Genomic DNA, 12,568 nt, shown 5'->3' on the forward strand with positions numbered 1-12,568 from the left:
GGTGTTCCTCCTCGATCGGCGCCGTCTGCCGGGCGCGAGTTCCGCCACACCGCCCAACCCGCCGGGCCGGATCGGTGCGACCATGGAGGAATGATCGAGCAGGCGCGCTCGTCCCGTATTGAACGAAACGGCAACTCCGTCTTCCTGGCGGTCGCCGGCGAGTTCACCTGCTACGCGGAGTCCGGGGGCCCGTGGGGCACCGCCGGTCACCGTCATCCGGCATGGACCCTCACGTTGTCGGCGGACGGGCCGCTGACCGCCGTCGACGATTCCGGCGCGAAAGTTCAGGCGGCCGGAATTCTGGTGCCACCCCACCATTTCCATACGACGACTGGCGAAATCGCCGCGACCACTTTGTGGATCGATCCCCATCACCTGCGCGTCCCGGGTGCACCCCGCATCCATGCCCTCGACAGCACTCAGGTGCGGCGCCTACTGGCCGCGATCACAACGGATTTCGACCCCGACCCGCTACGACACTCTCTGCGCGAAACGTTCGGCGACCCGCCCCCGGCGGACCCTCGAATCACCTACGCGCTCACCGCCACCGAGGACGAACTCCAAATGGCCCCAAGAACTCTCGATCTCTCACCGCGTCGCCTCCGCCAACTGGCGCAAGCTCACTTTCACGGCCCTCTCGCCCCGCTGCGCCGCTGGCACCGCCTCCGCGAGGCCGGTCTCCAACTCCCCTACCAGCCCGCCGCCGAAGTGGCCGCCACCTCCGGTTTCGCCGACCAACCGCACCTCATCCGCACGTCCATGGCCTTCTGCGGCCGCACTCCCGCCTCCTCCCCGGCGGCAGCGAACTACCGCCCACCGCGGTGAGAGTCGATCCAGGGGCGCGCTGAGCTGTTCGGGTGCGGCGCAGGCGCACGTCTAGATGGTCGTGTGCTGCGCTCCCGAAGTCAGCGGTTGAACGCGCCTCGAGCCGCCGCGCTCAGGAAGGCCGACCACTCGTCGGCGCTGAAGGCCAGGGCGGATCCGGACCGATTCTTCGAATCACGAACTCCGACAGTATTGTTCGCGAAGTAGGCTACCTCGACGCAATTCTTGTCGGCACCGCTGCGGCTGCTCTTGAACCACCGGGCACCGGTCATGTCGACGTTCATTCGCACTCCTTGGCCGTCCTTCTGAGCAGGGTCCGGCTCGCCACGGGATCCATGGCGTTCCAGCGCATGCTCTCGTACGCACGATGGTAGCGCTCGACAACGCGGGGACGATCGAAATACAGGTCTCCGGCGAAACGTTCGGTATACACCACTTGCGGTTCCAGGGATTTCCCGCGCTTGTCCGTCCCGAAGTCGAGCAGCACGAACGATCCGATCGACACGCCCATGGGAAGCCCGGCGCCGAAAGGGAGTACGCGCAGTTCGACGTTCGGACGCAGACTCATGTCCGCGAGGTGCGTCAACTGCGGACCCATCACGCCCCGTCCGCCCACGTCCACGCGCAGCACCGACTCCTGCACGATGACGTTCAGCCGCATCGGATCGTATTTCCTGGTGATCCGCGATTGCCTGCGCATCCGCACTTGCACTCTGCGAGAACGCTGTTCGAGACTTTCGCGCGGATAGCCGGCCCGCATCAGGGCGTGCGCGTAACCCGCCGTCTGCAACAGGCCCGGCACCACCTCCGACTCGAACGTCGTGATCAGCTCCGCCGACGACTCCAAGCCGACGTAGAAGTCGAATCGGCCGAGAATGTCGTCGTACCCGCACCACCAGGGTTCTTCGATCCCTTGTGTGGCAAGCGCTTTCATCGCCGCGGTCTTCTCGTCGTCGAACCCGTACAACGCGCACAGCGCCTCCACGTCGACCATCCGCAGCCGAGTCACGAGCCCCTTCTCGATCCGCTGCACCGTACTCGTACTGCGGTCGATCAGCGTCCCCACCCGCGCGAGCGTGAACCCGCACCCCTCCCGCCCCTCGCGTAAGTACTTCCCGAGCTGCCTGCGCGCCAGCGTCGACCTCTCGCCCGACATTCCCGCCTCCCTCCAGATCTCGTTGCGCGCAAGCAGATCACGGGTCCGTCGCGCCCGGAACCATTGACACGAAATTCGATTCAATTGCCGCATAAGCCCAGGAAGGCTTGCGTTTTGCAACCGATACCGGAGCTGATCCAGTTCGCCGCGGCGTCTGGCGGTCAGGGTTCTCGCACCCGTTGCGCACCTTCGAGCCCCAACCACCGCCTTGTCCGGGAACCTCCCCGGACACCGCACCATGGTCCCAGTCGACGCACAGGTTCGAAGACACGGGTGCCGGCGCGGCGAGCGCATCAGTCCGCTCGTACCGGGTGCGCGGGATCTGCCGCGTCGCTCGAACGCCGACCAGCGGGCGGTGATCCCGCCGGAGCGGTCGCATTGTCCGCATCGCCGAGACTCGCGCCACGATAACGTGGCGAATCGCTCACATCGCCGCAAAAGCCCAGGACGGAACCCAGCTTCCGGGTATCTGGCGTCCCAGGGGAACCGATCTCCGGTTTCAAGCGTCAAGTACAGTGAGCGCACGCGTGCGGAGGGAGGGCCGGTCGATGGAAGTCGGGCAGACGACAGCGAACGCGTTGTATCAGCAGGCGGTGGGGGGAACCTTCCGCATGGAGGCGGATGCCGCGCGCAAGTGTGCGGAGGTGTATACGCGATTCGTGGAGACCACGATCGACACGCAACTCCGAGCTGCGGGGGACTTGCAGCGTCTGGAGGGGTTCGGCGGGTTCGAGTCTGCGCAGCAACTCCAATCCGGATTCGCAGCCAAAGCCCTCAAGATGACAGAAGCCCTGATCGCGATGAAGGAAGCTGCGCTCAGGATGGCGGCCGCCTACCTTCGAGCGGGACAGCTCATAGAGGAGGCGGACGCGATGAACGCCCGCGCCATCAACACCGCCGCAACGGAGGTATCGCAGTCATGACCCGGACGAACCGACGATGGGCGATCCCGATGCTCGCGGTCGTACTGTTCGCGATCGGCTGCTCGACCGAAGGAACGCCGACGTCCACGCCCGGCCAGTCGACACTGCCTGCTGAGACAACGGCGGCACGACCCACCCTGACCGATTCGAAGCTTCAGCCCCCCTCTCAGAACAATCAATACACCCAGAGCAGCGGGCGTCCCAAGATCGTCTTCGACCCCTGCACATGGATCAGTGACGAAACCATCCTGAGGGCGGGATTCGAGCCGGGTTCACGCAAGCGCGGCAAGGATCTCGTGGCAGAGTACAGCTTCTTCATTTGCCAGTTCGATGCTCTTGCAAAGGATTTGACCGTCTACTCCGGAAACGCCACGTGGGAGGAGAACATCGCGAAGGTCGGGTCCTACAGCGAGCCAACCAACATCAACGGCCGCGAAGCACTACTCGTCCGCAACCCCGGGATGCGTCGCGGCTGCCAAGTAGACGTGCGCACGGAGGTCGGATTCGTCCAGATTGCCGTCGATCTCACCGACCGATCCCCCGCCGGCACCGACCCCTGCGCCGGCATCACCGACATCGCCTCCACCATCGAGCCGGAAATCGGCAAGGACAACTGACCATGGCCGACCCCTACATCAATATCAACGACAACCCGGCCGCCTTGGGCGTCTTCATGGACGGCAAGGGCCCGGACGTCACGCGTCCCAGTGAGCGTTCGCGCCTGAATCAGGAGGGTGCGGAGAAGTACGAATCGGATCTCACCCAGTTCGGGGAGGACCCCGCGTACATCACGCGGATGGAGCAGTTCGAGGGGCACACGCACGCCGAGATCTACGCCAACGCGCAGCTGATGAATCCCGGGCTCATGCATCAGCAGGCGGACTCGTGGATGGAGATCGGGCACTCCCTGAGCGGCGGACTGCTCGGGACGCATCTCGCGATCCAGTCCGCGCTGGCCGAGGGGATCGAGGGCCAGATGGCCGATGCCGCACTGGCTTCCGCGCAGCAGTTCTACAAAGAAGCCACCGGGATCCAGCAGGTGATCAATACGACCGGCACGCGGATCAAGGCCGTGGCGCACGCCGCCGAGGTGGTCAAGACCTCCGTCCCGCCGCCCGTCGCCCCCTACGGCCAGAACGGCTCCGAGGGCACCCTCGATCCCGCTCAGATCATCATCGCCGCGTTCGGCACCGGCCTCGTGGACTCGGGCGCGAGTGAGCAGGTCGCGTATGAGCGGGGTGCGGAAGCCCTCTACCGCGCCGCGATCGACACGATGAACAACAGCTACAAGCCGTCCTACGGCCCGGCGGGCACCGGCGTGCCGACCTTCACCCCGGTCACGGTGCCGGGCACCGATGATCCCGGAAACGGGGGCAATGGTCCCGGGACGAACGGGCCTGGCACCGGGAATCCGGGCGGCAGCGGCACCCCGTCCGAGAATCAGGAGACGCCGGGCGAGAACGACGAATCCACGAATCCCGCAGGGGACGAACAGGATTCGCCCGCCGACACTCAACCGTCCGGGACCGGCGCGACCACAGACCCCGCCAACAACAGCACCACCCCGGCCTCCACAACACCCTCCGGAACGCAGCCGAGCACGCCCACCACGCCCACCACGCCGGGCACCGGCAACCCGAGCACGCCCGGCCCCGGCCCGGGCGGCGGACCCGGCCCCGGCGTCCCCGGTCCGGGCAGTCCCGGCCAGGGCCGCAGCGTCACCGGCGCACCGACGGGCCTGGGCTCGACCGCGGCGGCCGCCAACGCCGCGAACCGCGCGCCCGGCGCGGGACGGGCGGGCATGCCCGGCATGATGGCCCCCGGCACCGGTCGCGGCAAGGACGACAACGAGAGCAATCGCCAGATCCCCGACTACCTCATCGGCGTCCAGGAAGAACTGCTGGGCACGCCGGAGCCTACGGTCCCGCAGGCCATCGGTGACGACGCGCCGGCGAACCGGCCCGACTTCGACGGAGAACAGCGCTGATGCGGTGGGAGTTCACCCCCGACGAGTTCATGCATGTCTGGCGGGAGACGGGTGCCGACCGGTTCCCGTTCCCGCTGCGCCTGATCGCGTCGGTCCGGTGGGAGGACGAATTCGACGCCCTCACCAGGCAGTTGGACCAGCGCCTGCCCCGGCACGGCGACCCCGACCTCTCCGCCGCGCTGCGCGTCGCCGCCGATCCCGAGACCTCCCTGTCGCTGATCGGCACCCGCCGCAAGCCCATGCGCGCCTATGGCGCGATCGACACCGATATCGGCGTCACGCTGGTGCAGCGCCCCGGCTCGACCACCGAGTTCGGTGGCAACGTCGTCATCCAAGCCGGTAGTGCGGCGCTGGTCGCGAAGGTGTTCACGGCGGTCGCGGGCGACGTCCCCGCCGGACGGCACCGCGCCCTCTCCGAGGATCTCGACCGCCTCCAGCTCGGCATCGACTCGTGGACCGGCAGCAAGGAGACCGCCGCCGACCGCATCCTGCGCCTGCTCCGCGCGCCGCGCTCCGGCTCGGGAACCATCGAATCCCTCCCGAACGTCCGCGACCATCGCCCGCCCGAACCCCGCTACCTCAACTGGTTCGACATCGAAGGCGACGGCCGCTACCTCTACCGCAAGCAGTTCAACGAGTTCCACCTCACCCCCTGCGACCAGTCGGCGATCCTCCGCGAGATCACCCAGCTCACCCCGGCCACCCGCTGACCCGCGACAAGGTCCCCTCGGGCACCACGAAGCCGCGCGGCGCGCAGTCGGCGATTCCGCCCGCCACGGAGTGACCCAGATCATTGCGATCTTGACACCTCCTCGACCACCATCCCTCCTCGACGTCGCCGTGACCTGCGGTGACCGCGCGAACGAGAGGTGTGTCCATGCGGGAGAGCGCGAACGAGGAGAGCTTCACGCTCGATCTGACGCTGGGTGAGGCGCACCGCCGCGCCGCCGTGATGCAGGCGCTCGGCGACGACTGGGACCCCATCGCGGTGCTGGAGGCCGAGGAACGCGCCTGGGACATGCTGTACTCCGGACTCGACGGCGAGCAGCAGCGCGTCTACGACGAGCTGGTCGCGGCCGGTGTGCTGCCGGTCCGCGCTCCGCGTGGCTGACCGCGCAAGCCGGTAATCTGGCAGTCATGGTCCGTCTTCCGCTCACGCCCGCCCAGATCGAGGCGGGTCGCCGCCTCGGCACCCATCTGCGCACCGCGCGCGGCGACCGCGACCTCGCCTCCGTGGCCGAGGCCGCCGGCATCTCCCCGGAGACTCTCCGCAAGATCGAGACCGGCCGCCTCCCCTCCCCCGCCTTCGGCACCGTCGTCGCGCTCAGCCAGGCCCTGGACATCCCGCTGCAAGAGCTCGCCGACACCTGGCGTGCGGCCAGCCTCGCCGAATCCGCCTGAGCGACAACAGAACTCGATCACGCGCGACGGATCCGCCATGGGCGAACTCAGCCGTCAGTACCCGAGGCCGTGACCGAGTGCGCCACCGGCCAGCCGATGCTGCTGTCGAGCGGCGGCCCGCCGCGGCGCACGACGATCCTGGCGAAGTCACACCGCGGCGGCGCGCCCCATCCAGCACGCCCCCGTGAACCGCACCGTGTCCCCGTCCACGAAGGGTTCGAACGCGGCCCGGACAGTCGAGATCACGCGGGCACGCGTCTCCTCGTCCACCTCGTGCAACACCATCCCGACCCGCCCCAGCCGACTGAAGTACGGAATGAGGGAGGGTTCGGGCATCGTGCATTCCGCATCGACCGGCTCGAGCTCCACACGCCCCCAACCACTTTCGGTCAAGATCGCCGTCACGCGATCACGGTCGGCGAACGCGAACTGACCCGGGCCGTCCGGGTCACGCACCGGCAGGTTCGGCAGCAGCGGCTCGGCGGCGGTCTCGGCGGTCGTCATGAACGGGTTCTCCGCCATGGAACGCCACGCGATGAAGCGCAGCTCGCCCCCGTCGCGGGTGGCGCGGCGCAGGTTGGCGAACGCCGCGACCGGATCGTCGAAGAACATCACGCCGAATCGCGAGACGATCAGATCGAAACTCGCCGCCTCGAACGAATGGCGCTGGACGTCGGCCAGCAGGAACTCGACCGGCGATCCTTCGCGCTCGGCCCGCGCCCGCGCCGCCTCGACCATCGGCGCCGACACATCGGCCCCCAGACAGCGCGCGCCGAGTGCGCGCTGCACCGCGACGGTCGTCCCGCCGGACCCACAGCCGACGTCCAGCACATCGCGCGCGGGGAGGTCGCGCACCTCGTCGACCAGCAGATTCTCGTAGGGCCGCAGGATGCTGTCCAGGAGTTCCTGGGAGTCCACCCAGGCGTTCCCCGCCGCCCCGTTCCATGCCTGGGCGGTCGTCTTGTAGGTCTCTCGACTGGTCTCCATGCTTAGACTGTCTCAATTCAAGCCGACTCGAGGTCAACACGACACTCCTCGATATCGCCGAAGTCTCACGCCGCTCCGGACTGCCGCCCTCGACCCTGCGCTACTACGAGGAGCGAGGCCTGATCACCGCCGCCGGCCGACGGGGCCTGCGCCGCCAGTTCGACCCCGGCGTTCTGCGGCGCCTCGCCTTCATCGCTCTCGCCCGCTCCGCCCGCTTCTCCCTGGACGAGATCGCCCTCATGTTCGCCCCTGACGGCGAACCCACATTGGATCGAAACACGTTGTCCGCCAAGGCCGACGACCTCGACCGCACCATCCGCGAGCTCACGGTCCTGCGCGACGGCCTCCGCCATGCCGCATACTGCCCCGCACCGCGCCACATCGAATGCCCGACCTTCCTCCACATTCTCGGCTCGGTCCTGCCGGGCGCAACCGAAACAACCTCCGACACAAGCGAATCGGTGGCCCACCAGAACTGATGACGCCGACGATCCCGGCTGCTGCGCGCACGCATTGCCCACGGCGACGCAACTTCACCGCCGACACCACCGGCACACCCCATCGCGGGGGTCACCGAGTCAGCATCGGCGCGGAACCCCGGCACCCGATGGTGCGTCAGACAATGCGCAACCGGAGCCCTGCCACTCATCGGCAAGGAACGCGTGCACCTCGCGCCGCGATTCGTCCGACCCCTCCGCAATCAGGACGCCTACTCGCGATCGACGAACCGCGCGACGCGGACACAGAATCCGAACCACTGACCCCGACCTGGCCGCTGACGATCGACTTCTCAACCCCCACCCCGCCCGCGTGAGCACAAAGTCACCCCTCGGCAAATACAGAGCAAATCGGCGGAAATCACCGCACATGAGTATCTACTCCCGGCTTATACCGGAATCCGAGGGACAGGATATCGAGTGGGTGCGGTACCGGCGCGGGCTCTGGAATCGACGGGCGAGCGGGTCGCGGTCGAGGAGATAGGGCCGATCCTCCGGGCCGGGATCGCGCCGCTGCCGGTGCGTCCCCTGGACCTCGCCGACGCGATGGGTGCGACGCTCGCCGAGCCGCTCACCACCCGCACCGCACTCCCCCGCCACGATTCCGCCGCCGTGGACGGCTACGCCGTCAGCGGGTCCCGGCCCGTGGTGGACGCTGCGCCGCGACGTCCATACGGCGGGCATCGCCACCGGCAAGCACCTCGCGGCGGGGCACGCAGTGCGCCTCGCGACCGGCGCGCCCACCCCGCTCGGCGCGACCGCCGTCATCCGCGACGAATACGCCGTCACCGCAAAGGTTTCCGGCCAGCGCGTGATCATGCGCGCCCCCGGCGCACCGATGCGCGACGACACCCGCCGCCGCGGTGAACACTGGACCACCGGGCAACACCTGGCGCCCGCCGGGACGCGCGTGTGTCCGGCGGTGGTGTCGGCCGCGGCCGCCGCCGAGGTCACCGCGCTGCCCGTGCGGGGTCCGGTGCGCGCGAACGTCCTGCTCACCGGCGACGAGATCCGCACACACGGCCCCCTCGGCGACGGACAGACCCGGGACGCACTCGGCCCGATCCTCCCGAATTACCTGCGCGCCTGTGACATTCGCTGCGACCATATCTGGCACCTCGACGACGATCGCGACCTGCTGCGCTCCTGGTTCGAGCTGTCCACCGACGCCGACCTGATCGTCGTCGCGGGCGCCACCGGGCGCGGCGCGGCCGACCACCTGCGCCCCCTGCTCGCCGAAGCCGGCGCGCGCGTACTCATCGACGGTGTCGCCATGCGCCCGGGTGGCTCCCACCTGGTCGCCGTCCTCCCCGACGGCCGCGTCCTGCTCGGCCTGCCCGGCAACCCCTACGCCGCCGTCGCCGCCCTCCTGCTCACCGGTCCCGCCCTCGTCGACGCGCTCACCGCCCGCACGTCCCGTGCCCCGATGTGGGGCCGCATCGCCGCGGGCATCACCGGCGAGATCACCAAGGTGCTGCCGGTGCGCCAGGTGCCGGGCGGGGTGTGGCGCACCGCTGGCCCCGTGCAGACCCCGCACCTGGCCGACCTCATCGGAAGTTCCGCGCTCGCGGTGCTGCGCCCCGGCACCGTCCGCGGCAGCCTCGCCGAACTGCTGCCGCTCCCCCGATGACCGCGACGCGCCGACCCCGCCACACGAACCGCGGATGCGGAAATAAACTCTCCCCTGTGTCGAATCTACGGATCAGTGAGGCCGCGGCGCTGATGGGTGTCAGCGATGACACCGTGCGCCGCTGGATCGACCAGGGCCGCCTGCCCTCGATCCGATTGGACAACGGGCGCAAGGGTGTGAGCGGCCGCGACGTCGCCGAATTCCTCCGGGCCACCGCCGACGCGCCGCAACCGGGCGTCACCGTGGCCGCGTCCGCGCGCAACCGCATGCGCGGCATCGTCACCAGGATCGTCAAGGACACCGTGATGGCGCAGGTGGAGATGCAGGCCGGTCCGTTCCGGCTGGTGTCGCTGCTGAGCCGGGAATCGGTGGACGAGCTGGGCCTGGAGGTCGGCAGCGTCGCCGTCGCGTCGGTCAAGTCCACGCACGTCGTTGTCGAGATACCGGAAAGTTGACGCAGATGAGGATGATTCGCACACTCGGCGCGGCCACCGCGGCGCTGGGCGTGGTCGCGCTGGCCGGCTGCGGTTCGGACGAACCCACCGCCGCGCCCGACGGCGGGGTCTCGGGCACGGTCACCGTGTTCGCCGCGGCCTCGCTCACCGAGACCTTCACCGAACTCGGCGAGAAGTTCGAGGCCGAGCATCCCGGGGTGAAGGTCGTCTACAGCTTCGGCGCCAGCTCCGCGCTCGCCGAGCAGATCAACCAGGGCGCGCCCGCCGACGTGTTCGCCTCCGCCGCGCCGCGCAATATGCAGCAGGTGGTCGACACCGGCGAAGTGACCGCCGAACCCACCGTCTTCGTGCGCAACCGGCTCGAGATCGCCGTGCCGGCCGGGAACCCGGGCGGCATCACCGGACTCGCCGACTTCGGCAAGACCGAGCCGACGATCGCGCTGTGCGCGGAACAGGTGCCGTGCGGAGCGGCCGCGCAGAAGGTGTTCGAGGTCGCCGGCATCACGCCGCACCCCGACACCCGTGAGCAGGACGTGAAGGCCGTGCTCACCAAGGTGACGCTCGGCGAGGTCGACGCCGCCCTGGTGTACCGGACGGACGTGCGGGCCGCGGGCGACAAGGTCGAGGGCATCGAGTTCCCCGAATCGCAGCAGGCCGTCAACGACTATCCGGTGGCCCCGCTGTCCGGTGCGCCGAACGCCGCGGCGGCCGAGACGTTCGTCGCGTTCATCACCTCCGACGAGGCCGACGCGGTGTTCGAGGCGGCGGGATTCGGCACGCCGTGATCAGTGCCTCGCGACGACGGGCGGTGCGGGGGCGGCGGCCGCTGATCCTCGTGCTGCCCGCCGTCGTCGGGCTGCTGTTCCTGCTCGTCCCGCTGCTCGGGTTGCTGCTGCGCGCGCCGTGGGACACGGTGCCCGAGCGGCTGTTCAGCGCCGAAGTCGGTCAGGCGCTGCGGCTTTCGCTGGTCTGCGCGACGCTGGCGACGCTGGTGTGCCTGGTGCTCGGCATTCCGCTGGCATGGTTGCTCGCGCGCGGCGACGTGCCGGGGCGCGGATTGTTGCGGGCGCTGGTGACGGTGCCGCTGGTATTGCCGCCGGTGGTGGGTGGTGTCGCGCTGTTGCTGGTGCTGGGTCGGCGCGGGTTGGTCGGGCAGTATCTGCACGAATGGTTCGGTGTCTCACTGCCTTTCACCACGGCGGGGGTCGTGGTGGCGGAGGCGTTCGTGGCGATGCCGTTTCTCGTCATCGCCGTGGAGGGTGCGCTGCGGGCGGCCGATCCCCGCTACGAGGAGGCGGCCGCGACACTCGGCGCCTCGCGCTGGTACACCTTCCGGCGCGTGACCCTGCCCTCGGTGCTGCCGGGTGTGGTGGCGGGGGCGGTGCTGTGCTGGGCGCGCGCGCTCGGCGAGTTCGGCGCCACCATCACGTTCGCGGGCAACTTTCCCGGCAAGACCACCACCATGCCGCTGGCCGTGTATCTGGCGCTCGAGACCGATCCGGACGCCGCGATCGTCCTGAGCCTGGTGCTGCTGCTGGTGTCGGTGGGTGTGCTGGTGGCGTTGCGGGAGCGGTGGATTCGAGGTGCGGTGTGAGTCGCGGATTCGGGCACGCGCGATCCCGAGGCCCGCGATGACGCTCGATGCTCGAATCCTGGTCGCCCGAGGGAAATTCACGCTCGAACTCGACCTGCGCGCGGAGCCGGGTGAGGTGGTGGCCTTGCTCGGCCCGAATGGGGCCGGGAAGACGACCGCGCTGCGGGCGTTGGCCGGGTTGCTCGCGTTGACCGACGGGCACCTGCGGCTCGGTGAAAACACGTGGGACGAGGCGCCTTCGGTGTTCGTCCCCGCCGAGAAGCGGGCGGCGGGCGTGGTGTTCCAGGACTATCTGCTGTTCGGTCACCTGACCGCGCTCGAGAATGTGGCGTTCGGGCTGCGGGCGCGCGGATGCGGCCGCGCGGAGGCGCGGGAGCGGGCCGCCGCGTGGCTGGACCGCGTGGGGCTCGCCGAGTTCGCGCAACGCAAGCCGCGGGCTCTCTCCGGTGGGCAGGCGCAGCGGGTGGCGTTGGCGCGGGCGCTGGTGACCGATCCGCAGTTGCTGCTGCTGGACGAACCCCTCGCCGCGCTCGACGCGAGCACCCGCCTCCAGGTGCGGGCCGACCTGGCCCAGCACCTGCGCGACTATCCCGGCCACACCGTGCTGGTGACCCACGACCCCCTCGACGCGATGGTGCTCGCGGACCGCCTCGTCATCCTCGAGCACGGCCGCGTCATCCAGCAGGGGCCGCCCGCCGAGGTCGCGCGCCGCCCCCGCTCCGATTACGTCGCGAACCTGGTGGGGCTCAACCTGTATCGCGGCACCGTCGACGGCACCCGCGTCGCCCTGGACGAGGGCGGCACTTTCACCGTCGCCGAACCGGCCGCGGGCCGCGTCCACGTGGCGTTCCCGCCCAGCGCCGTGAGCCTGCACCCCGACCGCCCGGCCGGCAGCCCCCGCAACACCTGGCCCGTCACGGTCACCGGCATCGAACAGCACGCCCACACCACCCGCGTCCGCCTCGACGGCACCCCCACCGTCCTCGCCGATATCACCCCCGCGACGGTCGCCGACCTGTCTCTACGCCCCGGACTCGAGCTGTGGGCGGCGGTCAAGGCCACCGAAACCCACACCTACCCGGCGTGATCGAGCAGGGCGGGCACGTCGGATGC

16 protein-coding genes and 1 pseudogene are annotated in these 12,568 nt (G+C 69.4%); 14 read left to right on the forward strand and 3 right to left on the reverse strand.

Annotated features, from left to right (window positions below):
• Positions 1-90: 90 nt before the first annotated feature.
• Complete coding sequence (locus OHB21_RS30330) at positions 91-825, forward strand: helix-turn-helix domain-containing protein (protein ID WP_084538051.1); 735 nt, start codon at positions 91-93, stop codon at positions 823-825.
• 80 nt (positions 826-905) lie between these two features.
• Here OHB21_RS30330 and OHB21_RS30335 read toward each other — a convergent pair whose 3' ends face one another.
• Positions 906-1,109: a DUF397 domain-containing protein gene (locus tag OHB21_RS30335; RefSeq protein ID WP_067512844.1), complete on the reverse strand. Its 204-nt coding sequence runs from the start codon at positions 1,107-1,109 to the stop codon at positions 906-908.
• A complete protein-coding gene (locus OHB21_RS30340; protein ID WP_195124328.1) occupies positions 1,106-1,981 on the reverse strand; it encodes a helix-turn-helix domain-containing protein in 876 nt (291 codons plus the stop codon). The genes OHB21_RS30335 and OHB21_RS30340 overlap by 4 nt, the downstream gene beginning before the upstream one ends.
• 548 nt (positions 1,982-2,529) lie before the next feature.
• Between OHB21_RS30340 and OHB21_RS30345 the strand changes: the two genes are divergently transcribed.
• From OHB21_RS30345 to OHB21_RS30370, 6 genes are all read left to right on the forward strand, one after another.
• Positions 2,530-2,904 carry a hypothetical protein gene (locus tag OHB21_RS30345; protein ID WP_067512893.1) on the forward strand — a complete coding sequence of 125 codons (375 nt, stop codon included), beginning with the start codon at positions 2,530-2,532 and terminating at the stop codon, positions 2,902-2,904.
• Positions 2,901-3,521: a DUF3558 domain-containing protein gene (locus OHB21_RS30350; RefSeq protein WP_084538050.1), complete on the forward strand. Its 621-nt coding sequence runs from the start codon at positions 2,901-2,903 to the stop codon at positions 3,519-3,521. The genes OHB21_RS30345 and OHB21_RS30350 overlap by 4 nt, the downstream gene beginning before the upstream one ends.
• A gap of 2 nt (positions 3,522-3,523) precedes the next feature.
• Positions 3,524-4,891, forward strand: a complete 1,368-nt coding sequence (locus OHB21_RS30355; protein ID WP_195124329.1) for a hypothetical protein — start codon at positions 3,524-3,526, stop codon at positions 4,889-4,891.
• Positions 4,891-5,601, forward strand: coding sequence for an ESX secretion-associated protein EspG (locus OHB21_RS30360; RefSeq protein WP_195124330.1), 711 nt, complete (start codon positions 4,891-4,893; stop codon positions 5,599-5,601). The genes OHB21_RS30355 and OHB21_RS30360 overlap by 1 nt, the downstream gene beginning before the upstream one ends.
• Positions 5,602-5,768: 167 nt before the next feature.
• Positions 5,769-6,002 (forward strand): DUF6400 family protein, encoded by a 234-nt coding sequence (locus OHB21_RS30365; protein WP_195124331.1) that lies wholly within the window; start codon positions 5,769-5,771, stop codon positions 6,000-6,002.
• A 26-nt stretch (positions 6,003-6,028) separates the two neighbouring features.
• Entirely contained in the window at positions 6,029-6,292 is a 264-nt protein-coding gene (locus tag OHB21_RS30370) for a helix-turn-helix transcriptional regulator (RefSeq protein ID WP_067512832.1), read from the forward strand.
• Between the two features lie 147 nt (positions 6,293-6,439).
• Here OHB21_RS30370 and OHB21_RS30375 read toward each other — a convergent pair whose 3' ends face one another.
• Positions 6,440-7,279: a class I SAM-dependent methyltransferase gene (locus OHB21_RS30375; protein ID WP_195124332.1), complete on the reverse strand. Its 840-nt coding sequence runs from the start codon at positions 7,277-7,279 to the stop codon at positions 6,440-6,442.
• On the opposite strand from OHB21_RS30375, the gene OHB21_RS30380 reads away from it, so the two are divergent.
• The 7 genes and pseudogenes from OHB21_RS30380 to OHB21_RS30405 all read left to right on the forward strand — a co-directional run bounded on the left by OHB21_RS30380 (position 7,237) and on the right by OHB21_RS30405 (position 12,542).
• On the forward strand, positions 7,237-7,758 hold the full coding sequence (locus OHB21_RS30380; protein ID WP_084538049.1) for a helix-turn-helix domain-containing protein: 522 nt from the start codon (positions 7,237-7,239) through the stop codon (positions 7,756-7,758). The genes OHB21_RS30375 and OHB21_RS30380 overlap by 43 nt on opposite strands.
• Positions 7,759-8,322: 564 nt before the next feature.
• Positions 8,323-8,659 (forward strand): annotated as a pseudogene (locus OHB21_RS37650) (molybdopterin-binding protein); the annotation flags it as partial.
• Positions 8,660-8,752: 93 nt separating this feature from the next.
• Positions 8,753-9,406, forward strand: coding sequence for a molybdopterin-binding protein (locus tag OHB21_RS37655; protein ID WP_407675265.1), 654 nt, complete (start codon positions 8,753-8,755; stop codon positions 9,404-9,406).
• 56 nt (positions 9,407-9,462) lie between these two features.
• Positions 9,463-9,861, forward strand: a complete 399-nt coding sequence (locus OHB21_RS30390; protein ID WP_195124333.1) for a TOBE domain-containing protein — start codon at positions 9,463-9,465, stop codon at positions 9,859-9,861.
• Between the two features lie 11 nt (positions 9,862-9,872).
• Positions 9,873-10,646, forward strand: a complete 774-nt coding sequence (modA, locus tag OHB21_RS30395) for a molybdate ABC transporter substrate-binding protein (RefSeq protein ID WP_195124334.1) — start codon at positions 9,873-9,875, stop codon at positions 10,644-10,646.
• 23 nt (positions 10,647-10,669) lie between these two features.
• Positions 10,670-11,455 carry a molybdate ABC transporter permease subunit gene (modB, locus tag OHB21_RS30400; protein ID WP_324191908.1) on the forward strand — a complete coding sequence of 262 codons (786 nt, stop codon included), beginning with the start codon at positions 10,670-10,672 and terminating at the stop codon, positions 11,453-11,455.
• A gap of 37 nt (positions 11,456-11,492) precedes the next feature.
• Positions 11,493-12,542: an ABC transporter ATP-binding protein gene (locus OHB21_RS30405; RefSeq protein ID WP_195124335.1), complete on the forward strand. Its 1,050-nt coding sequence runs from the start codon at positions 11,493-11,495 to the stop codon at positions 12,540-12,542.
• The last annotated feature ends 26 nt before the right edge of the window (positions 12,543-12,568 follow it).

Origin of the sequence: Nocardia puris, assembly GCF_036051655.1 — a bacterium.
Taxonomy (GTDB): domain Bacteria; phylum Actinomycetota; class Actinomycetes; order Mycobacteriales; family Mycobacteriaceae; genus Nocardia; species Nocardia puris.